Raw genomic sequence first — 23079 nt, 5'->3', positions numbered from 1 at the left:
ATTAGCCCCGGATTAGGGTTGACGCAGACTCACCGCCCCAGCACTCAGGCCAGCCAGCGCAACAACTGGGCGCACACCTGTGGGCTGTGCATCAGGGCGATGTGACCGGTTTTCAGCGCGACCCATTGCCGGCCGGGACCGAAGCTCAAGCTACGTACCGGCTCGGCATGCTGGCCCAGCGCGCTGGGCAGCGGCACCAGGCCGTCGCCCAGCCATTCACCCAGCAGCGCACTGTCGCCTGCTTTTGGGGAAACCCCGCCCAGCGTGGCTGCCACCGCAAAACAGGCCACCCCGTCCGGCAGCGGCAAGGGCTGGCGCCGGTCGGGCGCTGCAGTAAACCGGTCCGTATCCTGGGTATCACCGGGCAACACATGGCCGTAACGCAGGTCGGTGATGCCTGCGCTGCGCACTTGACCAATTGCCGCAAAAGGACGTGTGACCGGGTTGCTGGCAAGTGCGGTGTCCACCCAGTTGCCGAGTTTTTCCAGCGGCGCGCCGTGGTGCGGCGTCCCCAGAAACACCAGGTTTTTGAGCCGCGCCCGCCACAACAGGCCCGTGGCAGCCGCGCTGTGGCAAGCCGCGCGCGCCACCAGCCCGCCCATGCTGTGGGTCAGCAAGCTCAGCTCTTCCACCGGCTGCGGCCAGGCCTGCAGCAACTGCTCCAGCAGCGCGGCGAAATGCCCTCCGTTGCCGCTGATATGCAGGCCGGTGTTGTAGTGCAGGTAGACCGGGGTGTAACCCAACGCCCGTGCCAGTTGCTCGCCGTGCTCGTGCGCTGCGGCGGAGTTGTCGGCGCGCCACTGCAGATCGTTCATGCACAGGCCATGAACCAGCACCAAGATCTTGCCAGTCGCGCCCGGCAAGCGCTGTGCCAGCGCGGCCCGGTCCAGCGGCAAGGACAGGCCGTCGTGGCGCAAACTCATGGCGATAGCCAGCGGGTTGGCGGTGTCCCGCAACTGGTCTCCCAACACACCATTGAGCGCCGACAGCATGGCTTCGCGCTGCGGTGACGAGGCCTGCGGCGCGACACGCGACGCCACGCGCGACAACACCGCATCCACCGTACCACCGGCCAGCCGCGTCACGCCCCGGATGCTGCCGTAAACCAGGCCGGTGATACCCGTCGGCCTGACTCCTGAAGCACCGACTGCGCTATCCACAAACTTCTGACCGGCTGCGCCAAAAGGAGCGGCCACCGCCTTGTAGACATTGCCCTGCACTTTTTCGGCCAGCCCGGTGACGCCCAGCGTGCCGCGCGTGGCCAACTGCGTCAGGCCCTGGATGTCGGACAGGTGCAAGTGGTGGCGCAAGTCAGCCAGGGGAGGAAGCCGGAGACGCGGCGGTTCAGAAGTGGGCATACCGCCATTGTCGGGGCAGGCATGCTGGACGTCCAGCGCGCCTCGGAGGCCATTGTTTAAGGTTCAAATCGGGCTCCAGCCCATACGGGACGGGCGCAAGCAGCTCCTGAAACAGGAGCAAATCCGATTCAGAAACGCTCGTGCGGTGCGAGGTAGCGCCACTGGCCCACCGGCAGGTGGCCGAGGTTGACCATGCCGATGCGCACGCGTTTGAGCCCGGTCACGAACAGACCGACCTGTTCGCACATGCGGCGGATCTGGCGCTTTTTGCCTTCTTTCAGCACAAAACGCAGCTGCTCCGAGTTTTGCCACTCGACACGCGCTGGCCGCAGCGGCTCGCCGTCCAGGCTCAGGCCATGGCACAGCAGGGCCAGCTTCTCGGGCGGAAACACGCCCTGCACATTGGCGGCCTCGGCGCCGTAACTGACACGCACCAGGTATTCCTTTTCCACCTCGGAGTCCGCGCCGATCAGGTGGCGCGCCACGCGGCCGTCCTGCGTCAGCACCAGCAGGCCAATCGAGTCGATGTCCAGCCGGCCCGCCGGCGCCAGCCCGCGCAACTGCTCGTGGCCCCAGCGCATGCGGCTGTTGCACTCGCGCCAGCGGTTTTGCGGCTGTACCAGCACCACGGCCGGCTCATGGCCGTCTTCGGCCTGACCGCTGACATAACCGACCGGCTTGTTGATCAGGATGGTGACCTGCTGGCGCTGCTGCTGCTCGGCCTCGCGCGCCACCTCGATGCGCGCATTGAGCGCGACCGGCTGGCCCATCACGGCGGGCTCGCCGTTGACGCGGACCCAGCCGCGCGCAATCCAGTCGTCGGCCTCGCGGCGCGAACACAGGCCAAGTTCGGCCATGCGTTTGTTCAGGCGCACGGTGCTCCCGGTGGACGGTGCGGCGTCTGCCGAATCGGCGGCGCGGATGCGTGTGGCGGCCGGTTTTGGACGGGGATGTGGAGGCTGGTCTGGCATGGATTTACTATCTATTTTATAGCGGCTTTGTAGCGCCAGGCATGGGCTAGACGCTATTTTTACCAACAAATGCGCTGGAGCGCAGCGCCGCCAGGTCCAGCACACGCAAGCCGCCGTATTCAATACGTATCGTGCCCTGCGCCTGCAGGCTGGCCAGCGCTTCGTTCACGCGCTGGCGCGACAGCCCGACCAGATAGGCCATTTCCTGCTGCGTGATACGCAGAATTTCACCCACACCCGGATACAGCACCGGGTTGAACAATGCCGCCAGGCTGCGCGCCACGCGCAGGTCGGGGTTGTTCATGCGGTCGATCTCGCGCGCGGCGATGAACTGGCCCAGGCGTTCATTGAGCTGGTTCATCACAAAGCGGTTGAAACCGATCGAGTGGTCCAGCAGCCAGTGGAAGGTATCGACCGGCAGGCCGGCCACCACACTTTTACGCAGCGCCTGGATGTTGTAGCGGTAGGGCTCGCGTTTGAGCGCCGTGCCCTCGCCGAACCAGCCGCCGGGCGGCACGCCGGTGAAGGTCATGGTCATGCCCTGCGCGTTGTCACTGCTCATCTTGAGCAGGCCTTCGACCACGCCGAACCAGTAGGTCACCGGCTTGCCGACGCGACAGACGTAGTCACCTGGCAACGCGTCACCAACGATCAGCCCGGCGACCGCCTGCGCGCGCTCGGACGGCAGCAGCAAGCCGAGCCAGGGGATACCCGCCTGTTCGGCTGCATCGGGGACGCGACGGCGTTTGTGCAGGGGAAGTTCAGTGCTCATGGCCCATGGCTGAGGAAAAACCGGATGCGGGAAAGTCCGGGGAGGAGAGTCCCCTAAATTGTCGTCCAAATGACAACTCAACGTCAAACCCAGGCATAGGATGCCCTCATCACTCGAAGCAGCTTCCCTCACGGACGCTGCATCACGCTGGAGACAAGTTACCGAATGTTGACCACCTTTCCCCGACTGCTCCTGAAGCACGCTGCCGAGTGCCCCGGCGCACCCGCCATGCGCGAGAAGGAATATGGCATCTGGCAAGCGCACAGCTGGGCGGCCATGGCCACGCTGGTGGAGCACATTGCCTGCGGCCTGCACCAGGCCGGGCTGCAGCGCGGCGAACACATGGTGGTGATAGGCGCCAACCGGCCCCGCCTGTACGCCACCATGCTGGCGGCGCAGTCGCTGGGCGCAATTGCCGTGCCGCTGTATCAGGACGCGGTGGGCGCCGAATGTGTGTTCCCGATCACCAATGCCGAGGTGCGGTTTGCCATGGTCGAGGACCAGGAGCAAGTCGACAAGCTGCTGGAGATCCGAGAGCAGTGCCCGCAGCTTGCAAACATCATTTTTGACGACCCGCGCGGCCTGCGCAATTACCAGGAACCGGGGCTGGTCGCGCTGGATGCGCTGATTGCCGCTGGACAAACCTTCTCAAATGCGCAGACCGGGTTTTTCAAGGCAGAGGTCGAAAAAACCCAGCCTGACGACGTGGCCGCCATGTTTTTTACCTCCGGCACCACCGGCAACCCCAAGGGCGTGGTGCACACGCACAACACGCTGCTCGACCGTGCCCAGGCCGGCGCCGAGTTCGACAAGCTGACCAGCAGCGAGGAAGTGCTGGCTTACCTGCCGCCCGCATGGATTGGCCAAAACATCTTCAGCTACGCCCAGTGGCTTGCCTGCGGCTACGTGGTGAACTGCCCCGAAAACGCCAGCACCGTCACCATCGACCTCAAGGAAGTCGGCCCCACCTATTATTTTGCGCCACCGCGCGTCTTTGAAGGCCTGCTGACGAGCGTGACGATCCGCATGGAGGACGCGGGCTTGCTCAAGCGCAGGATGTTTCATTTCTTCATGAATCTTGCCAAACGCGTGGGCCCCGCCCTGATGGACGGCCAGCCTGTGGGCGCGGGCGACCGGCTGCTGTACGCACTGGGACAGGTCATGGCTTACGGGCCGCTGCGCAACAACCTTGGGTTTTCGCGCGTACGCGTAGCCTACACAGCGGGTGAGGCCATCGGCCCTGACCTGTTCACCTTTTACCGCTCGATTGGCGTCAATCTCAAGCAGCTCTACGGTTCGACCGAGACCGCCGTGTTTGTCTGCCTGCAGCCAGACAACCAGGCGCGCGCCGACACCGTGGGTGTGCCGATCCGCGGGGTCGAGATAAAAGTGGACGCCAACGGAGAAATCCTGGTCAAATCCGCCGGCCTGCTCAAGGCTTATTACAAAAATCCGCAAGCCACCGCCGAAGTGCTGACCGCCGACGGCTGGTACCACACCAGCGACGCGGGTTTTCTGGACGCCAGTGGCCACCTGAAGATCATCGACCGCGTCAAGGATGTCGGCCGCATCAAGGGTGGCGCCAATGACGGCGCCATGTTCGCGCCCAAGTATGTCGAAAACAAACTCAAGTTCTTCCCGCACATCAAGGAAGTGGTGGCCTACGGCGACGGCCGCGAGAAAGTCTGCGTGATGCTCAACATCGACTTCGACGCCGTCGGCAACTGGGCTGAACGGCGCAATCTGCCCTACGCAGGCTACACCGACCTGGCGCAAAAACCCGAGATCTACCAGCTCATCAAGGAGTGCGTGGAGAAAGTCAACGCCGACCTGAGCGTCGATACGCTGCTGGCCGGCTCACAGATCAGCCGCTTTCTGGTGCTGCACAAGGAACTTGACGCCGACGATGGCGAGCTGACCCGGACCAACAAGGTGCGCCGCGGATTTATCGCCGACAAATACCAGCCGCTGGTTGATGCGCTGTACAGCGGCAAGACAGAACAGTTCATTGAGACAGTCGTGAAGTTTGAAGACGGTCGCAGCGGCAGCGTCAGCGCCACGCTGAAGATCAGCGATGCACAGACCTTTGCACCGGTGAAGGCAGCAGCATGAACGCCCCACTGAAAAACATCCCTCCCATGCCAGTTCAAGCCGTGGAACCGGCTTCGCCGGGCCACAGGCGGGCGGCCCCCTCGGGGGGCAGCGAATTACACGAAGTGAAAAGCGTGGGGGTCAAGAATATCGGCGACGTCATCCTCGACGTGCACAACATCAGTCTGAGTTTTGGCGGCGTCAAGGCACTGGCCGACATTTCCTTCAATGTGAAAGAGCATGAAATCCGCGCCATTATCGGCCCCAACGGTGCCGGCAAAAGCTCCATGCTCAACTGCATCAACGGGGTCTACCAGCCGCAGCAGGGCAGCATCACCTTTCGCGGTCAGACCTTCAAACACATGAACAGCCACCAGGTGGCGGTCATGGGTGTGGCCCGCACTTTCCAGAACCTGGCGCTGTTCAAGGGCATGAGCGTTCTCGACAACATCATGTCGGGCCGCAACCTGAAGATCAAAAGCAACCTGCTGCTGCAGGCGCTGCGCATCGGACCAGCGCAAAAAGAAGAATTCCAGCACCGGGAGGCGGTTGAAAAAATCATCGACTTTCTGGAAATCCAGGCCTACCGGAAAACACCGGTCGGGCAATTGCCCTACGGCCTGCAAAAACGTGTGGACCTGGGCCGCGCCCTGGCCATGGAGCCACAAGTGTTGCTGCTCGACGAACCAATGGCTGGCATGAATGTCGAGGAAAAGCAGGACATGTGCCGCTTCGTGCTCGACGTCAACGATGAGTTCGGCACCACCGTGGTTCTGATCGAGCACGACATGGGGGTGGTGATGGACATTTCCGATCGCGTCGTGGTTCTCGACTACGGCAAAAAAATCGGCGATGGCACACCTGACGAAGTGCGCAACAACCCCGAAGTGATCAAAGCCTATCTCGGCGTGGAGCATTAAGCTGATGGCATTTTTTCTGGAAACCCTTTTAGGTGGCCTGATGGCCGGGATGCTGTATTCCCTGGTCGCGCTAGGCTTTGTACTGATCTTCAAGGCCTCGGGCGTGTTCAATTTCGCGCAGGGTGCGATGGTGCTGTTTGCCGCGTTGGCCATGGCGCGCTTTGCCGAGTGGATTCCCCAGTGGCTGGGCTTCCAAAGTCTGTTGCTGGCGAATCTGATCGCTTTTGTGCTGGCGGCTTTTGTCATGTTTGCGGTGGCCTGGCTGATTGAATGGCTGGTGTTGCGGCACCTGGTCAACCAGGAGGGCACTACCTTATTAATGGCTACGCTGGGCATTGGTTACTTTCTCGACGGCCTCGGGCAAACGCTGTTTGGCAGCGCGATCTACAAGATCGACATCGGCATGCCCAAAGAACCCGTTTTTGCCTTTGGTTCGGTGTTTCCAGGCGGCCTGCTGATCAACAAGGAAGACCTTTATGCCGCGCTGATCGCCGCCGTGCTGGTAGCGCTTCTCAGCGTGTTTTTCCAGAAGACCTCCACCGGCCGGGCCTTGCGCGCAGTCGCCGACGACCATCAGGCGGCGCAGAGCATAGGCATACCGCTGAACCGCATCTGGGTCATCGTATGGTGCGTGGCTGGCGTCGTGGCGCTGGTTGCCGGAATGATTTGGGGCAGCAAGCTAGGTGTTCAGTTTTCCCTGACCACCGTCGCGTTACGCGCACTGCCAGTCGTGATTCTTGGAGGCCTCACCTCCGTGCCCGGCGCCATCATCGGCGGACTGATCATCGGAGTGGGCGAAAAGTTGTCTGAAGTTTTCCTCGGTCCTTACGTGGGAGGCGGTATAGAAATTTGGTTCGCCTACGTACTGGCTTTGGTGTTCTTGATGTTTCGTCCGCAGGGACTGTTTGGCGAAAAAATTATTGATCGCGTTTGACTCATTCACTCGTCAAGAAAAATACCATGTTTTACAGAGAAAACGGCCAGTTCAAAACCAGCTACCGGGCAGACAGCCAAATCTTTCCGATCACGCAGGACCGGCTGGGCATACTGGCGTTGTTTGTCATCGCCGTCGTGGGTATCCCGCTGCTCGCCGATGAATACCTGCTGCGGGCGATTTTTATTCCCTTTGTCATCCTGTCGCTGGCGGCACTCGGGGTCAACATCCTGGTCGGCTATTGTGGCCAGATATCCTTGGGTTCAGGCGCCTTCATGGCGGTGGGTGCGTATGCAGCGTACAACTGCTATGTGCGTATTGATGGCATGCCGCTGATTGCCGCGCTGCTACTCGGTGGCTTCTTCGCCACCTTGTTGGGCCTGTTTTTCGGGATACCCAGCTTGCGGGTAAAGGGGTTGTACCTGGCGGTCACCACGCTGGCTGCGCAGTTTTTTTGCGACTGGGCCTTCCTGCGCGTCAGCTGGTTCACCAACAACAGCTCGTCCGGCTCTGTGGCGGTGTCGGACCTCAGCCTGATGGGCTGGCCCATCACCTCCCCCGCAAGCAAGTACCTCTTCTGTCTGGGCTTTCTGATCGTCTTCGGGCTGATGGCCAAGAACCTGGTGCGCGGCGCTGTCGGTCGGGAATGGATGGCCATCCGCGACATGGACGTGGCCGCTGCAGTGATTGGTATTCGGCCGATGTACGCCAAGCTGAGCGCTTTTGCAGTCAGCTCATTCATTGTGGGTGTTGCCGGCGGCCTCTGGGGCTTTGTGCATCTGGGTTCATGGGAACCAGCAGCGTTTTCAATTGACCGCTCGTTTCAGCTTCTGTTCATGGTGATCATTGGCGGCATGGGCTCCATCATGGGTAGCTTTTTTGGAGCGGCTTTTATTGTGATTTTGCCGATTTTTCTGAACCAGTTTTTGCCTGCGCTGGGTAATTTGGTGGGAATCGCTATTTCAACGGCTGCCGTCGCGCATGCCGAAATCATGATTTTCGGCGCGCTCATCGTCTGGTTCCTGATTGTGGAGCCGCATGGTCTGGCCAAGCTGTGGAGCGTGGGCAAACAGAAGATGCGCCTATGGCCTTTTCCGCATTGATCACCGCGCATGGCACTTTGTTTTTTCGTTCGTAACCCATGGCATTTCTGATGCCAAATTCAAGGAGACAGGCATGAAAGTTAGCGTCCTCGTTCTGGCCAGCGTGCTGGCTACCCTCGGCACGGGAGCCTTCGCCCAGGCCAAGGAGCAGTTTTTTCCGGTCTTGTCAGGGCGCACGGGCCCGGTGGCACCCAATGCCACACCCTGGGCCAACGGACACAACGACTACATGAAGCTGGTCAATGCGCGCGGCGGCATCAATGGCGTCAAGACACTGGTGGAAGAATGTGAAACCGCCTACGCCACGGATCGCGGCGTGGAGTGTTATGAGCGGCTCAAGGGCAAACACGGCGGTGCGACCGTCTTCCAGCCTTTGTCCACTGGCATCACTTTTGCGTTGACTGAAAAAGTCCCGGCCGACAAGATTCCCATGATCACCTCCGGTTATGGCCGCAGCGATTCTGCCGACGGTGGCGTTTTCAAATGGAATTTTCCCTTGATCGGTCACTATTGGGTCGCCGGTGACACGGTGCTCCAGCACATCGGCAAGCAGGCCGGCGGCATGGACAAGCTCAAAGGCAAAAAAATCGGTGTGGGCTACCACGACAGTCCATTTGGCAAAGAGCTGCTGCCGATCCTGCAGGAACGCGCAGCGCAGTACGGCTTCACCCTGCAACTGCTGCCGATCGCCGCGCCTGGCGTGGAACAAAAAGCCACCTGGCTGCAGGTCCGAAGGGACCAGCCTGATTACGTGATTCTGCAAACCTGGGGCGTGATGACACCCACCGCCATCAAGGAAGCCCAGGCCGTCGGTTATCCGCGGGAAAAAATGTTCGGTACCTGGTGGTCTGGCGCAGAGCCTGATCTGAAAGACATCGGTCAGGGCGCCAAGGGCTATAGCGCTGTCATGATGCAACACGGCGCCGAGCCCAACTCCGCAGTCGTCAAGGACATTCTTGACAAAGTGCATGCCAAAGGCCAGGGAACCGGCCCCAAGGATGAAGTCGGCAGCGTGCTGTACATGCGCGGCGTACTGGGCGCCCTGCTGGCCACTGAAGGCGTACGTTCAGCCCAGGAGCGTTTTGGCAAGGGCAAGGTCATGACCGGTGAGCAGGCGCGGTGGGGTTATGAAAACCTGAACCTGACACAGGCCAAACTTGACGCGCTCGGGTTCAAGGGTGTGATGCGCCCGGTTTCAACCAACTGCGTGGACCACATGGGCTCTGCATGGGCGCGTGTGCACCAGTGGGACGGTAGCAAGTTTATCTGGACCTCGGACTGGCTGCAGGCTGACGAGCAAGTCATCCGCCCCCTGGTGAAAAATTCTGCCGACAAATACGCCGCCGAGAAGAAGCTGACGCGGCGCTCGGCTGCGGATTGCCAGTCCTGACATTTGAGAACCGCCCTTCCGCCCGGCGGGCGGAAGGCAAGCGGCTCACCCGAGCCGCCAAACGCCAGCGCTTCGAGGCCCTTGCAGCGCTGCCGTTTGGTTCCAATCAAGCAGAAACACCTTATGGAAAAACCCGACATTGCCAACGATATTGTCCTGAACGTCAACGGGATCGAGGTCATCTACAACCACGTCATCCTGGTGCTCAAAGGCGTGTCCCTGCAGGTGCCGCAAGGCCGCATTGTGGCCATCCTGGGCGGCAACGGCGCCGGTAAGACCACCACCTTGCGGGCGGTCTCCAACCTGCTCCAGGGCGAACGCGGCAACGTCACCAAAGGCTCCATTGAGCTGCGCGGCGAACGCATCGAAAACCTCTCGCCGGCGGATCTCGTACAACGCGGCGTGGTGCAGGTGATGGAAGGGCGCCACTGCTTTGCCCACCTGACGATTGAAGAAAACCTGCTGACCGGTGGCTACACGCTCAAAAGCAAAGCCGAGGTCGCGGTCAATCTGGAGAAGGTTTACAACTATTTTCCGCGCCTGAAAACGCGCCGCACTTCCCAGGCCGCGTACACCTCGGGTGGCGAGCAGCAGATGTGCGCCATCGGCCGTGCCTTGATGGCCAGCCCCAGCATGGTGCTGCTAGATGAGCCCTCCATGGGCCTGGCGCCGCAGATCGTCGAGGAAGTCTTCAACATTGTGAAGGACCTCAACCAGAAGGAAAAAGTCACTTTTTTGCTGGCTGAGCAAAACACCAACATGGCCCTGAAATACGCCGACTACGGCTACATCATGGAAAGCGGCCGGGTGGTCATGGACGGCGCAGCCAGGGACCTGGCCAACAACGAGGACGTCAAGGAGTTCTACCTCGGCGTGGGCGGTGGCGAGCGCAAGAGTTTCAAGGATGTGAAAAGTTACAAACGCCGCAAACGCTGGCTGGCTTGAGGGGGCCCTATGACAAAGTTTTTCGACGTTCTGGAGTCCCGGCCCCCGGCGCAGCGCGAGGCCGCCTTGATGACGGCGCTGCCGGGCCAGGTGGCGCACGCGCAAAAGGTCGCAGGGGCCTTCACCACCTTGCTGGCCGGCATCGATGCCGCCGCCGTCTCCAGCCGCACCGCGCTGGCGCGCCTGCCCGTCACGCGCAAGCATGCGTTGTTTGATTTGCAGAATGCGGGCCGGCCCGGTGATCCGTTTGGCGGCTTCTCCACCTTGCTGCGCGGGCCGGGAATGCCGCGCGTGTTTGCTTCGCCCGGGCCCATCTACGAGCCCGAAGGAAGCACCCCGGACTATTGGCGCGCCGGCCGGGCCATGTACGCCGCAGGATTTCGCGCGGGCGACCTGGCACACAACGCTTTCAGCTACCACATGACGCCCGGCGCGTTCATCATGGAGTCGGGCTTGCACGCGATCGGCTGCACAGTGTTTCCGGCGGGCGTCGGCCAAACCGAACAACAACTGCAGGCCATTGCCGAGCTCCGGCCCGACGGCTACACCGGCACGCCCAGCTTCCTGCGCATCCTGGTGGAAAAGGCGCTTGAGACCGGCAGCGACATCTCCAGCATCCGCAAAGGCCTGGTCGGCGGCGAAGCCTTTACGCCGAGCTTGCGCGACTGGTTTTCAGAGCATGGCATGGCCATCTACCAAAGTTATGCGACCGCCGACCTCGGGTTGATTGCCTACGAAACCGAAGCACGCGAAGGCCTGGTTCTGGACGAAGGCGTGATCGTGGAAATCGTCCGCCCCGGCACGGGCGACCCGGTTCCCGAAGGCGAGGTCGGTGAACTGGTGGTCACCACCTTGAACCCCAGCTATCCGCTGATCCGTTTCGGTACCGGCGATCTGTCTGCCGTGCTGGCGGGCACCTGCCCGACCGGGCGCACCAACACGCGCATCAAGGGCTGGATGGGCCGGGCCGACCAGACCACCAAGATCCGCGGCATGTTTGTGCACCCCGGCCAGGTGGCCGACATCGCCAGACGTTTCCCCGAAGTGCTGAAGGCCCGTTTGGTTGTGACCGGGGAAATGGCCAACGACAACATGACCCTGAAAGTGGAAGCCGCCTCGCTTCCCCGCGAGCTCGAAAGCCGGATCAGCGATGCCATCCGGGACGTCACCAAATTGCGCGGCGATGTTGAACTGGTGCCCCCGGGGAACCTCCCTAATGACGGCAAGGTTATTGAAGACGCACGTAGTTACAAGTAGCCTCTACGGTCTCCCGCTGCCTGTAGCTTTCCTGCCCCCCCCCGAGGGGACCGCTGCGCCTGCGGCTCTGGCTGGTAGGCAGGGGAGCCCCGCGCTCATCTGTCTTCCTCCGATCGTCCTGAGCTTGGCCTGTCCTGAGCTTGCCGAAAGGTCGAAGGATGCCCCTGAGGGGACTGAGTGATAGCACTTACGTAGTTCCCGCGCTGGACAATATCTGGTACTTTTGTAGACTGGATATGTAAATAAATCACTGGGAACTACTTCATGAAACGCCTGCTCGTACTCGCCCTGGCCGCGACATCTCTCTTTGCCCATGCGCAAACCTACCCCGGCTCCAAGCCGGTGTCCATCGTTGTTCCGTTTGCCGCTGGCGGTCCGACCGACCGCGTGGCACGCGACCTGGCCGAAGCCATGCGCAAGGCCATGGGCGGTACTGCCAATTTTGTGGTGGAAAACGTCAACGGTGCTGGCGGCACCATTGGCGCGACCAAGGTTGCCAAGGCCAATCCGGACGGGCACACGCTGCTGCTGCACCATATCGGCATGGCGGCTGCGCCGGCTTTGTACCGCAAGCTGCAGTACAAGCCCCTGGAAGATTTCGAATACCTCGGCATGATCAATGAAGTGCCGATGACTCTGATCGGCAAGCCCCAGTTGCCGGCCAACACTTACCGCGACTTCGAAAACTACATCAAGGCCAACTCAGGCAAGCTCAACATTGCGCATGCTGGCCTGGGTTCCGCCTCGCACCTGTGTGGCCTGATGTGGCAATCGGCGATCAACGCCAAGGAAGCCATGACCACCATTCCTTTCGGCGGTACCGGTCCGGCGATGAATGCGCTGGTCGGCGGCCAGGTTGATCTGATGTGCGACCAGACCACCAACACCACCGGCCAGATCGAAGCTGGCCGCGTCAAGGCTTTCGCTGTGACGACTGCCAAGCCCCTGTCCAAACACAAGCTGCTCAAGGACTACCCTACGCTGCAGGAAATGGGTCTCAAGGGCTTTGACCTGACCATCTGGCACGGTCTGTATGCCCCTAAAGGCACGCCGCCTGCTGTTCTGGCCCAGTTGAACACGGCACTCAAGATCGCGTTGAAAGATGCTGACTTCATGAAGAAGCAGGACGGCCTGGGCGCGGTGATTGTGACCGACAAACGCGTGGAGCCCGACGTTCACAAGGCTTTTGTTGCAGCCGAAATTGCCAAACTCAAGCCGGTGATTGACGCCGCCAAGCAGTTCGCTGACTGATCCAATTTTCTGTTTCCCGACAAGCCACCCCGCGCGAGCCGGGTGGCTTTTTTCCGTCCGCTTGACGCTGCCCCCGGCGTGTGGGCGGGATTGCACCGATGGCCAAGCTGGGCACCGAGCGCTAAAGTAGTGCATCTCCACTCCGCCGTCGCAGAGGAATCCACATGCACCCCATTTTCAAGTCAAATCGCCGCCTGGCCCTTACCAGTATTGCGCTAGCAGCTATCGGTTTTATAGCAACCCCAGCCGCCGCCCAAAGCGGCTGGCCGAACAAGCCGGTGCGCATCGTGGTGCCGTTTGCGCCTGGTGGTACCACCGACATTCTGGCCCGCGCCGTGGCGCCAGAGCTGACAAAAGCCTTTGGCCAGCCCTTCGTGGTCGACAACCGTGCCGGCGCCGGTGGCAACGTGGGCGCTGACCTGGTCGCCAAGTCACCGGCCGACGGTTACACCCTGTTGATGGGCACCGTCGGCACCCATGGCATCAACAAGTCGATCTACGCGAAGATGCCGTTTGATCCGCAAAAGGACTTCGCACCTATTACCCTGGTGGCCGGCGTGCCCAACGTGATGGTCATGAACACCGAGAAAGCGGCAAAGCTGGGCATCAACAACGTGGCTGACTTTGTCAAATACGCCAAGGCCAATCCCGGCAAGCTCAGCATGGCCTCCAGCGGCAATGGCACGTCCATCCATCTGGCCGGCGAGCTGTTCAAGTCGCAAAACGGCATCTTCATGACTCACATTCCCTATCGCGGCTCCGGTCCGGCGCTGTTGGACATGATTGGGGGCAACGTGGACGTGATGTTCGACAACCTGCCCTCGGCGATGCCGCAGATCAAGGGCGGCAAGCTCAAGGCCTTTGCCGTGACCAGCGCCGAACGTTCCGGTGCCATGCCTGAATTGCCAACCGTTGCAGAAGCCGGCAAGCTCAAGGGATTTGAAGCCAGCAGCTGGTTTGGCCTGCTGGCACCCGCCGGTACACCACCCGAGATTGTCAGCCGCATCCAGCAGGAAGTGGCCAAAGCACTGGCCACGCCGGCCATCAAGGAAAAAATGCTGGCTCAGGGCGCCATTCCCAGCGGCAACACGCCACAGGAATTTGCCAAATTGATCGACTCGGAAATCACCAAGTGGGCCCAGGTCGTGAAGGTCTCAGGCGCGAAGGTCGATTAAGAGGCCGGGGCCACAGGCGCGGCGAAAGACCTTCTTTTCAAGCAGGGGCCGCGGAACCGGCTTAGCCGGGCCGCAGGCGCAGCGCCCCCTCGGGGGGCAGGGAGCTACACGCAGTGAGCGACCGTGGGGGCCCTATATTCCCCATACCACCTCATGGCCCGCCTTGTGGTTGCGCTCCAGCATGTCGATGAAGGGCACGACGCGCTGGCGCAACCCCAGACCTTCGCCGGGCGGCGGTGCTTCGGCCTGCTGGTCATGCGACTCTTCGAGGGCAACGGCTGCGTGCAGAGCGGCCATCGCGGCCGGCATCTGCTCGGGCAGGATGATGCCTTTGGGGCCAGCGTCCTTTCCGATGATCTCCAGAACACGTCGGCCGTTGGCCTCCAGCATGATCAGGTCACCGGCAGCTTTGGACTTGAATTTGTACAGCATGAGAAAGCTCCTGGGTGTTGTATGGGGCTTTTTGATTATGAGACGGCCATCCAAAGAAGTCTGTAGGCTGCTTTCCCGTCACCCCACGCCGGCTTCGCACTGACGCAAAATACCGGCCTATGCTGAATATTCCGACCGCCCCCAAACCCGCCGCGCAGGCACTGAGTCAGGACGGCCTGCGGCTGTTGTCACCCTCAGACCTGGGCGCGGCTCTGCCGCCGGGCTGGCTGCAAGGCTGGACCGAGCTGACTCCCTCCTGGGACGATTTGCCGCCCGATGCCCATCTGAAAGATGGCGGTCGCTACCGCAAGCGCCGGCATAGCTGCTTTATCCAGAACCTGGCCGACGGCGCGCTGGTTCAGACGCCGCACCGGGCGCACTGGCAGCCCACCGACTACAACGCGCTGCATGGCGGATTCGAACGCTGGTTTGAAGCGGTCGATCCGGCCGTGGCAGGCGCAGTGGCCTGGACCACGCTGCTGTCCAGGCTCGGCCGATTGTTCGCTCAGGTGCGACCGGTGGCGCGCTGGTTCATCGAGGCCCACCAGTTCCGCATCGACACTGCAGGCGGCGTGGGCCGGCCCACGCCGGAAGGCGCGCACCGGGACGGCGTGGACTTTGTGGTGGTGATGCTGGTGGCAAGGCGCGGCGTCAAGGGCGGCGAAACACGGGTTTTCGACGCCAACGGTCCGCACGGCCTGCGCTTTGTGATGCACGAGCCGCTGACCACCCTGCTGCTGGACGACGCCCGCGTGATCCACGAAACCACACCCATCCTGCCGATGCAATCCGGCGCGGTGGACGGTCACCGCGACACTCTGGTCCTGACCTACCGGGCGGGTGACTTTCAGTCCCCCTAGAAATAAGGCCCCCACGTTCGCGCACTGCGTGTCGCTCTCTGCCCCCCGAGAGGGCGCTGCGCCTGCGGGCCGGCAGAGCCGGGCCCGCGGCCCCTGCTTGCAAAGAGAAACTTCTGCGGTCGTTATTGTCTATCCGTTCGTTCTGAGCTTGTCGAAGGATGCCGCCCCCGAGGAGGTTTCCGGGGGCAGCGTTAACCATGAGGCCCGGGTCCACAAAAGCACTTGACGAAAATAATTTAAACCTAAACAATTAAGATTCGATCCATCAAATTGAACAGGTCTTATGCACATCCTTTGCCTGGGCGGCGGGCCCGCCGGCTTGTATTTCGCGCTGCTGATGAAGCTTCAGGACCCGGTCAGCCAGATCACCGTGGTGGAACGCAACCGCCCCTTCGACACCTTTGGCTGGGGCGTGGTGTTGTCGGACCAGACGCTGGGCAACCTGCGCACTGCCGACGCGGTCAGCGCGCAATTGATCGGCGATGCCTTCAATCACTGGGATGACGTTGAGGTGTTCTTCAAGGGCCGCTCGGTGCGCTCGGGTGGTCACGGCTTTTGCGGCATAGGCCGCAAGCGCCTGCTCAACATCCTGCAGGAACGTTGTATCGAACTCGGTGTGGCATTGGTGTTCGAAACCGACGTGCAGGACGACCAGGCGATCGCCGCGAAGTACCAGGCCGACATCGTGATCGCCAGCGACGGCCTGAACAGCCGTATCCGTAACCGCTATGCCGCCACCTACAAACCCGACGTGGACCTGCGCGCCTGCCGCTTTGTCTGGCTGGGCACACACAAGACCTTCGACGCCTTCACCTTTGCCTTCGAGCAGACGCAGCACGGCTGGTTTGCTGCCCATGCCTACAAGTTCGACGACAACACCTCGACCTTCATCGTCGAGACGCCAGAGGCGGTCTGGAAGGCCCACGGACTGGATGCCATGAGCCAAGAAGAAGGCATCGCCTTTTGCGAAAAGCTGTTCGCCAGCTACCTGGATGGCAATGCCCTGATGAACAATGCCACCCATGTGCGCGGTTCGGCGATCTGGATCCGTTTTCCGCGTGTGGTCTGCCAACGCTGGGTGCACCACGAAAACATCGGTGGCAAGGACGTGCCCATCGTGCTGATGGGGGATGCGGCTCACACCGCACATTTCTCGATCGGCAGCGGCACCAAGCTGGCGCTGGAAGACGCCATCGAGTTGACCCAGTGTTTTGCGCAGACACCCGAGCCGGCGAAGGCGCTGGAGACTTATGAAGCGCTGCGCTCTGTGGAAGTGCTGAAGATCCAGAACGCCGCGCGCAACTCTACCGAATGGTTTGAAAACGTGGACCGCTACAGCGGGCTGGATGCAGAACAATTCTTTTATTCGCTGCTGACCCGCTCGCAGCGAATTAGCCATGAAAATCTGCGGGTGCGCGACGCGTCCTGGTTGCAGGGTTACGAGCAGTGGCTGGCCAAAAGCAATGGCAAACCGGCGCCGCCGCCCATGCTGCTGCCGTTAAAGGTCCGTGAGCTGACCCTGAAAAACCGCATTGTGGTTTCGCCCATGGCGACCTACAGCGCGATCGACGGCCTGCCCCAGGACTTTCACCTGGTGCACCTGGGCGCACGCGCGCTGGGCGGCGCGGCCATGGTGTTTGCCGAGATGACGGCGCCCTGCCCCGAAGGCCGGATCACGCCGGGCTGCCCGGGTCTGTGGAATGAAGATCAGATGCTGGCGTGGAAACGCATCGTCGATTTTGCGCACCGCGCGGGCGAGGGTGTGCGCATGGGCATGCAACTCGGCCACAGCGGGCCCAAAGGCTCGACGCAGGTCGGCTGGGACGCCCCCGACGAGCCGCTGGCCCAGGGCAACTGGCCGCTGCTGGCTGCCAGCGCCGTTTCCTACGGCCCGACCAATGCGGTGCCAGCCGCGATGACACGGGGCGACATGAACCGCATCAAGGCGCAGTTTGTGCAATCGGCGCGGTATGCGGCCGAGGCCGGGTTCGACTGGCTGGAACTGCACTGTGCGCACGGCTACCTGCTGTCAAGCTTCATCACGCCGCTGACCAATCTGCGCAGCGATGACTACGGCGGCAGCCTGGAAAACCGCTGCCGCTACCCGCTGGAAGTTTTTGAGGCCCTGCGTTCGGTCTGGCCGGTCCGCCTGCCCATGAGCGTGCGTATCTCGGCGCACGACTGGGCGCCGGGCGGCAACACTGCCGACGATGCGGTGGCGATTGCGCGCCTGTTCAAGGCGGCGGGTTGCGACTTCATCGACGTGTCTTCCGGCCAGACCACACGCGCCGCCAAACCGGTGTACGGCCGCATGTATCAGACGCCATTTTCCGACCGCATACGCAACGAGGTTGGCATCCAGACGATTGCCGTCGGTGCGATTTCAGAAGTGGATCACGTCAACAGCATCATCGCGGCCGGCCGCGCTGACCTGTGCGCGATTGCCCGGCCGCACCTCGCCGACCCGGCCTGGACCCTGCATGAAGCGGCAAAACTGCAGAGCCGGCATGTGGACTGGCCCAAACCTTACCTGAGCGGCCGGGACCAGATATACCGTGAACTTTCCAAGCAAAAACAGGCCTGAGCCCATATCCAGCAAGCGCAAACAGCTATCAACAACATAGCAAACGGGAGAACACCATGGACATGGAAGCACGAGGACACCGCGAACACCCCGAGGCACTGCGCCTGTGGCTGCGCCTGCTGACCTGCACGCAGCTGATCGAGAAACAGGTGCGCGGGCAACTGAGAGAGCAGTTCGAAACCACGCTGCCGCGTTTTGACCTGATGGCCCAGCTTGAACGCAACCCGGACGGGTTGAAGATGAATGAGTTGTCGCGTCGCATGATGGTTACCGGCGGCAACGTCACCGGCATCACCGACCAGCTGGTGACCGAAGGCCTGGTCGAACGCGTGGACGTTGAAGGCGACCGCCGCGCCTACCGCGTGCGCCTGACCACACGCGGCCGCAAGACCTTTGACGACATGGCGCGCCAGCACGAGGACTGGATTGTCCAGGCATTCGGCGGCCTGTCGGCGCGTGAGATCGAGACCCTGCACAAGCTGCTGGGCAAGGTCAAGCAACACCAGACCGACCTGAACCAGGAAATGGAAAACGCATGAAACATTACATTGGCCCCAACAATCCGATGCACGCGCAGTTCAATGCACTGGCGGCGTATCAAGCGTGCCACTTCGCCTACGCTTTCAAGGACGGCGTAGCGACCCTGACCCTGAACCGTCCGGAGCGCAAGAACCCGCTGACCTTCGAGTCCTACGCCGAACTGCGCGACCTGTTCCGCGCACTCAACAGCGCCACCGACGTCAAGGTGATTGTGCTGACCGGCGCCAGCGGCAACTTCTGCTCCGGCGGCGACGTGCATGAAATCATCGGCCCCCTGACAAAGATGAGCATGCCCGAACTGCTGGAGTTCACCCGCATGACCGGCGACCTGATCAAGGCCATGCGCCTTTGTCCGCAGCCCATCGTCGCTGCCATCGACGGCATCTGCGCCGGTGCCGGCGCGATGATGGCACTGGCCGCCGACATGCGCCTGGGCACGGCGCAGGCCAAAACCGCCTTCCTGTTCACGCGTGTGGGTCTGGCAGGCGCCGACATGGGCGCCTGCGCCCTGCTGCCGCGCCTGATCGGCCAGGGCCGCGCGTCCGAGCTGCTGTTCACCGGCCGCGCCATGAGCGCTCAGGAAGGACTGCAGTGGGGATTCTTCAATACGCTGCACGAACCGGCCGAACTGCTGGACAAGGCGCTGGCGCTGGCCGCTGAGCTGGCCGCCGGCCCGACCTTTGCACATGGGATGACCAAAACCATGTTGCACCAGGAATGGGCCATGACGCTGGACCAGGCGATCGAAGCCGAAGCCCAGGCGCAAGCTATCTGCATGCAGACCCAGGACTTCACGCGCGCCTACGAAGCTTTCTCGAGCAAGCAAAAACCGGTGTTCCAGGGAGACTGATGTGAAAGCCTCCATCGACCACCTCGCGCTGCCTTTTTTTGACGACACGCACCGGACACTGGGACGGGAACTGGCCGACTGGGCGCCGCTTCAGCAGGTGGACGAAAGCGATGACAGGCGCGCCTGCCGGCAGTGGGTGCGGCTGCTCGGCGACGGCGGCTGGTTGCGCTACTGCGTGCCCGGCAGCGCCGGCGGTGCGCTCGACAAACTCGATTCGCGCGCGCTGGTGGTCCTGCGCGAAACCCTGGCCTTCCACTCACCGCTGGCCGACTTCGCCTTCGCGATGCAGGGTCTGGGCAGCGGCGCCATCACCTTGGCCGGCTCGCCTACGCAGCAGGCGGCCTATCTGCCGGCGGTGGCGCGAGGCGACAAGATTGCCGCCTTCGCGCTCAGCGAACCGGATGCCGGTTCGGACGCCGGCGCCATGACAACCCGCGCCGACCCATCGGATGGCGGCTGGGCCCTCAATGGCAGCAAGACCTGGATCAGCAACGGCGACATCGCCGACTTCTACGTGACTTTCGCCAAAACCGACACGGATGCCGGCACCCGCGGCATCACCGCCTTCATCGTCGACGCCGGCAACCCCGGTCTGGACAGCAGCGAACACATTGCGGTGATGGCACCGCACCCGCTGGCCACGCTGAAGTTTGCGCATTGCCAACTCGCCGGCGATGCGCAACTGGGCGCACTCAACGGCGGTTTCAAGTTGGCGATGCAGACCCTGGACATCTTCCGCGCCTCTGTCGCGGCCGCTGCGCTGGGCATGGCACGGCGTGCTCTGTTCGAGGCCGTGCGTTTTTCGCGTGAACGCAAGATGTTCGGCCAGACCCTGGCCGACTTCCAGCTCACGCAGGCCAAAATCGGCGAGATGGCGGCACTGATCGACGCCGCCGCCTTGCTCACTTACCGCGCCGCCTGGCTGCGGGACGATAGCGAAGCGCGCGGCGCCGGCAAACGCATCACTGCGGAGGCAGCCATGGCCAAGATGACCGCGACCGAGAACGCCCAGCGCGTGATCGATATGGCGCTACAGATGCACGGCGGCCTCGGCGTCAAGGTCGGCACCAAGGTCGAAAGCCTGTACCGTGACATCCGCTCCTTGCGCATTTACGAAGGGGCAACCGAAGTCCAGCAACTGATCATTGGCAAAGCGATGCTGCGATCATGAACACGCCCGCCCCGTCAGTGCAAACCGACCGTTTTGTGCACGACCGCCTGCCGCCAGCCGCACAGTGGCCGCAGATGCGCTACGACCTGCCCGAACTTGTGGTCAATGCGCAGGCCAACCTGGTCGATGTGCTGTTTGAGCGCATCGAAAAAAACGGTTTGTCAGACAGTCCTTTCCTGCGCTCTGACCAGGCCACACTTACCTATGCCGATGCGCATGAGCGTGTCAAATGCATTGCCCAGGTGCTGACCGAAGACCTGAAGCTGGTGCCCGGCAACCGCGTGTTGCTGCGAGGCGGTAACACCATCGGCATGGCGCTGGCCTGGCTGGGCGTCGTCCAGGCCGGTCTGGTCGCGGTGGCCACCATGCCGCTGCTGCGCGCCAAGGAGCTTGGCGAAGTCATCACCAAGTCGCAGGCCAGCGTGGCGCTGTGCGATGCCGGCCTGCTGGCTGAACTGCAGGCGGCTCAGGACCTGAACCCGGTGCTGGTACACCTCGTGCCCTTCAACACCAACGAAGCTGGATCGCTGGCCATGCTGGTCGCCGCGAAGGACGGGCAATTCACACCGTGCCCGACCTCGGCCGACGACATCGCCATGATGGCCTTCACCTCGGGCACCACAGGCACCCCAAAAGCTCCGGTGCACACCCACCGCGACGTGCTCGCCGCCTGCGAAGCCTGGCCGCGACACGTGCTCAAGGCGACGCCCGGCGACATCGTGATGGGCTCGCCCCCGCTGGCATTTACCTTTGGGCTCGGCGGCATGCTGATTTTCCCGATGTGGGCGGGCGCCTCGGTGTATTACCCCAGCATCGCCTACACGCCTGAAGCCATGATCAAGCTGATCAACGAGGTCGGCGCCACCATCTGCTACACCGCACCGACTTTTTACCGCCAGATGGCGGCTTTTGCCAAACAACACGGTGTGCCCACGCTGCGCACTTGCGTCAGCGCCGGCGAAGGCCTGCCCGACGCGACGCGCCAGCTCTGGAAAGAGGCCACTGGCATCGAGATGACCGATGGCATAGGCGCGACCGAGATGTTCCACATCTTCATCTCGGCCGCGCCGGCCGAGGTACGCCGCGGCGCCATCGGCAAGGTGGTGCCCGGATACACAGCCAAAGTCGTCGACGATGCCGGCCGGGAAGTTCCGCGCGGCACCATCGGCAGGCTGGCGGTGATCGGACCGACCGGTTGCCGCTACCTCGACGACGAACGCCAGGCGAACTACGTCAAGGACGGCTGGAACTATCCGGGCGATGCCTTCCTGCAGGACGAGGACGGTTACTTTTTCTACCAGGCCCGCGCCGACGACATGATCATCACCTCGGGCTACAACGTCGGCGGGCCGGAGGTCGAAGACGCGCTGCTCAAACACCCCGCGGTCGCCGAGTGCGGGGTGGTCGGCGTGCCCGATGACGAACGAGGCATGGTGGTCAAGGCTTTTGTGGTGCTCAAACCCGGCCAGGCCGCTGATCAGGCCATGCGCAAACTGCTGCAGGACCATGTCAAGGCTTACCTGGCGCCGTTCAAATATCCGCGCCAACTCGATTTCGTGGCCAGCCTGCCGCGCACCGAGACCGGCAAACTCCAGCGCTTCAAGCTGCGCCAGCCATGAAGTTCTCGGTCCGCAAGCAAATCCGGTTCCACCACTGCGACCCAGCCGGCATTGTTTTTTATCCGCAGTATTTCTACCTACTGCATGAGACGCAGGAAGACTTTTTGGCGCACATTGGCCATCCGGAATACGAGCTGATTGCCTGCGGTGTGGGTGTGCCCATCGTGGACCTCAAAACCGAATTTCTCGGCATGTGCCGCTACGGCGACGAGATCGATATCAGCCTGGGCCTGAGCCGCATCGGCAACGCCAGCATCGGCATGCACTATGAAATTCATAGCTGTTCAAGTCCACCAGACAAGGGCCAGGTACTGAAATTGATCGCAACCACCGTGGTGGTGTGTTCGGAAATACCGCATGGCAAGGTGCGACCTATTCCGGACGGACTGCGCGCGGCCTTACAGCCATATCTCGATATAACAAAGGAAGACAAACCATGATGAAACTGCTGCAACCTGCCGGCTGGGCCGAGCCCAAAGGTTACGCCAACGGCGTGATGGCGGGCGGGGCGATGATTTTTGTGGGCGGCCAGATCGGCTGGAACGCACAGCAGCAGTTTGAAAGCGATGACTTCATCGCCCAGACGCGGCAGGCGCTGCAGAACATCCTGGCGGTGTTGCAGGCCGGCGGTGCTGGACCCGAACACATGGTCCGCATGACCTGGTATGTTGTGGACCGGGTGGAGTACATTGCACGCCTCAAAGAGCTGGGTGCAGCCTACCGCGAAGTCATGGGCAAAAATTTTCCGGCCATGACCTGTGTGGAAGTTTCTGCCCTGGTCGAAGAGCGGGCACGCATCGAAATTGAAGTCACGGCCGTTGTGCCCGACTGACAAGACTGAAAAAGCTTGAGGGCC

At 62.1% G+C, this 23079-nt stretch carries 21 protein-coding genes; 17 read left to right on the top strand and 4 right to left on the bottom strand.

The genetic code is table 11. The features are described from left to right. Nucleotides 1–44: 44 nt before the first annotated feature. From IEX16_RS06785 to IEX16_RS06775, 3 genes are all read right to left on the bottom strand, one after another. Nucleotides 45–1358 carry a PGAP1-like alpha/beta domain-containing protein gene (locus IEX16_RS06785; protein ID WP_188707604.1) on the bottom strand — a complete coding sequence of 438 codons (1314 nt, stop codon included), beginning with the start codon at nucleotides 1356–1358 and terminating at the stop codon, nucleotides 45–47. A gap of 128 nt (nucleotides 1359–1486) precedes the next feature. After that, on the bottom strand, nucleotides 1487–2329 hold the full coding sequence (locus IEX16_RS06780) for a pseudouridine synthase (RefSeq protein WP_188707603.1): 843 nt from the start codon (nucleotides 2327–2329) through the stop codon (nucleotides 1487–1489). Between the two features lie 46 nt (nucleotides 2330–2375). Further along, complete coding sequence (locus tag IEX16_RS06775) at nucleotides 2376–3101, bottom strand: Crp/Fnr family transcriptional regulator (protein WP_188707602.1); 726 nt, start codon at nucleotides 3099–3101, stop codon at nucleotides 2376–2378. Between the two features lie 165 nt (nucleotides 3102–3266). On the opposite strand from IEX16_RS06775, the gene IEX16_RS06770 reads away from it, so the two are divergent. From IEX16_RS06770 to IEX16_RS06730, 9 genes are all read left to right on the top strand, one after another. Next, complete coding sequence (locus IEX16_RS06770; RefSeq protein ID WP_188707601.1) at nucleotides 3267–5213, top strand: AMP-dependent synthetase/ligase; 1947 nt, start codon at nucleotides 3267–3269, stop codon at nucleotides 5211–5213. Nucleotides 5214–5326: 113 nt separating this feature from the next. Then, nucleotides 5327–6112 carry an ABC transporter ATP-binding protein gene (locus tag IEX16_RS06765; RefSeq protein ID WP_188707860.1) on the top strand — a complete coding sequence of 262 codons (786 nt, stop codon included), beginning with the start codon at nucleotides 5327–5329 and terminating at the stop codon, nucleotides 6110–6112. A gap of 4 nt (nucleotides 6113–6116) precedes the next feature. Continuing rightward, a complete protein-coding gene (locus IEX16_RS06760; protein WP_188707600.1) occupies nucleotides 6117–7046 on the top strand; it encodes a branched-chain amino acid ABC transporter permease in 930 nt (309 codons plus the stop codon). A gap of 26 nt (nucleotides 7047–7072) precedes the next feature. Beyond that, complete coding sequence (locus IEX16_RS06755) at nucleotides 7073–8149, top strand: branched-chain amino acid ABC transporter permease (RefSeq protein ID WP_188707599.1); 1077 nt, start codon at nucleotides 7073–7075, stop codon at nucleotides 8147–8149. 73 nt (nucleotides 8150–8222) lie between these two features. Next, on the top strand, nucleotides 8223–9539 hold the full coding sequence (locus tag IEX16_RS06750; RefSeq protein WP_188707598.1) for an ABC transporter substrate-binding protein: 1317 nt from the start codon (nucleotides 8223–8225) through the stop codon (nucleotides 9537–9539). Between the two features lie 123 nt (nucleotides 9540–9662). Further along, on the top strand, nucleotides 9663–10484 hold the full coding sequence (locus IEX16_RS06745) for an ABC transporter ATP-binding protein (RefSeq protein ID WP_188707597.1): 822 nt from the start codon (nucleotides 9663–9665) through the stop codon (nucleotides 10482–10484). A 9-nt stretch (nucleotides 10485–10493) separates the two neighbouring features. Continuing rightward, nucleotides 10494–11741, top strand: a complete 1248-nt coding sequence (locus tag IEX16_RS06740; protein ID WP_188707596.1) for a phenylacetate--CoA ligase family protein — start codon at nucleotides 10494–10496, stop codon at nucleotides 11739–11741. A gap of 264 nt (nucleotides 11742–12005) precedes the next feature. Next, a complete protein-coding gene (locus IEX16_RS06735) occupies nucleotides 12006–12992 on the top strand; it encodes a tripartite tricarboxylate transporter substrate-binding protein (protein WP_188707595.1) in 987 nt (328 codons plus the stop codon). Nucleotides 12993–13156: 164 nt separating this feature from the next. After that, nucleotides 13157–14167, top strand: coding sequence for a Bug family tripartite tricarboxylate transporter substrate binding protein (locus IEX16_RS06730; RefSeq protein WP_188707594.1), 1011 nt, complete (start codon nucleotides 13157–13159; stop codon nucleotides 14165–14167). A gap of 132 nt (nucleotides 14168–14299) precedes the next feature. On the opposite strand, the gene IEX16_RS06725 is transcribed toward IEX16_RS06730, so the two are convergent. Further along, complete coding sequence (locus IEX16_RS06725) at nucleotides 14300–14599, bottom strand: DUF1840 domain-containing protein (RefSeq protein WP_188707593.1); 300 nt, start codon at nucleotides 14597–14599, stop codon at nucleotides 14300–14302. Nucleotides 14600–14718: 119 nt separating this feature from the next. Between IEX16_RS06725 and IEX16_RS06720 the strand changes: the two genes are divergently transcribed. From IEX16_RS06720 to IEX16_RS06685, 8 genes are all read left to right on the top strand, one after another. Continuing rightward, the gene (locus IEX16_RS06720; RefSeq protein WP_188707592.1) at nucleotides 14719–15459 is read left to right on the top strand and encodes a 2OG-Fe dioxygenase family protein; all 741 of its coding nucleotides are present in this window, start codon (nucleotides 14719–14721) and stop codon (nucleotides 15457–15459) included. Nucleotides 15460–15742: 283 nt separating this feature from the next. Further along, entirely contained in the window at nucleotides 15743–18043 is a 2301-nt protein-coding gene (locus tag IEX16_RS06715; protein ID WP_188707591.1) for a bifunctional salicylyl-CoA 5-hydroxylase/oxidoreductase, read from the top strand. Between the two features lie 56 nt (nucleotides 18044–18099). Next, complete coding sequence (locus IEX16_RS06710) at nucleotides 18100–18582, top strand: MarR family winged helix-turn-helix transcriptional regulator (RefSeq protein ID WP_188707590.1); 483 nt, start codon at nucleotides 18100–18102, stop codon at nucleotides 18580–18582. After that, entirely contained in the window at nucleotides 18579–19433 is an 855-nt protein-coding gene (locus IEX16_RS06705) for an enoyl-CoA hydratase family protein (RefSeq protein ID WP_188707589.1), read from the top strand. The genes IEX16_RS06710 and IEX16_RS06705 overlap by 4 nt, the downstream gene beginning before the upstream one ends. Nucleotide 19434: 1 nt before the next feature. Further along, on the top strand, nucleotides 19435–20604 hold the full coding sequence (locus IEX16_RS06700) for an acyl-CoA dehydrogenase family protein (RefSeq protein WP_188707588.1): 1170 nt from the start codon (nucleotides 19435–19437) through the stop codon (nucleotides 20602–20604). Beyond that, nucleotides 20601–22223, top strand: a complete 1623-nt coding sequence (locus IEX16_RS06695) for an AMP-binding protein (RefSeq protein ID WP_188707587.1) — start codon at nucleotides 20601–20603, stop codon at nucleotides 22221–22223. The genes IEX16_RS06700 and IEX16_RS06695 overlap by 4 nt, the downstream gene beginning before the upstream one ends. Further along, nucleotides 22220–22663, top strand: coding sequence for an acyl-CoA thioesterase (locus IEX16_RS06690; protein ID WP_188707586.1), 444 nt, complete (start codon nucleotides 22220–22222; stop codon nucleotides 22661–22663). The genes IEX16_RS06695 and IEX16_RS06690 overlap by 4 nt, the downstream gene beginning before the upstream one ends. Continuing rightward, nucleotides 22660–23055 carry a RidA family protein gene (locus tag IEX16_RS06685; RefSeq protein ID WP_188707585.1) on the top strand — a complete coding sequence of 132 codons (396 nt, stop codon included), beginning with the start codon at nucleotides 22660–22662 and terminating at the stop codon, nucleotides 23053–23055. Before IEX16_RS06690 ends, IEX16_RS06685 begins: the two co-directional genes overlap by 4 nt. The last annotated feature ends 24 nt before the right edge of the window (nucleotides 23056–23079 follow it).

Source organism: Polaromonas eurypsychrophila, assembly GCF_014641715.1.
Taxonomy (GTDB): Bacteria; Pseudomonadota; Gammaproteobacteria; order Burkholderiales; family Burkholderiaceae_C; genus Polaromonas; species Polaromonas eurypsychrophila.
Note: the sequence above shows the minus strand (reverse complement) of the source record. Positions and strands in the feature narration are given on the sequence as shown.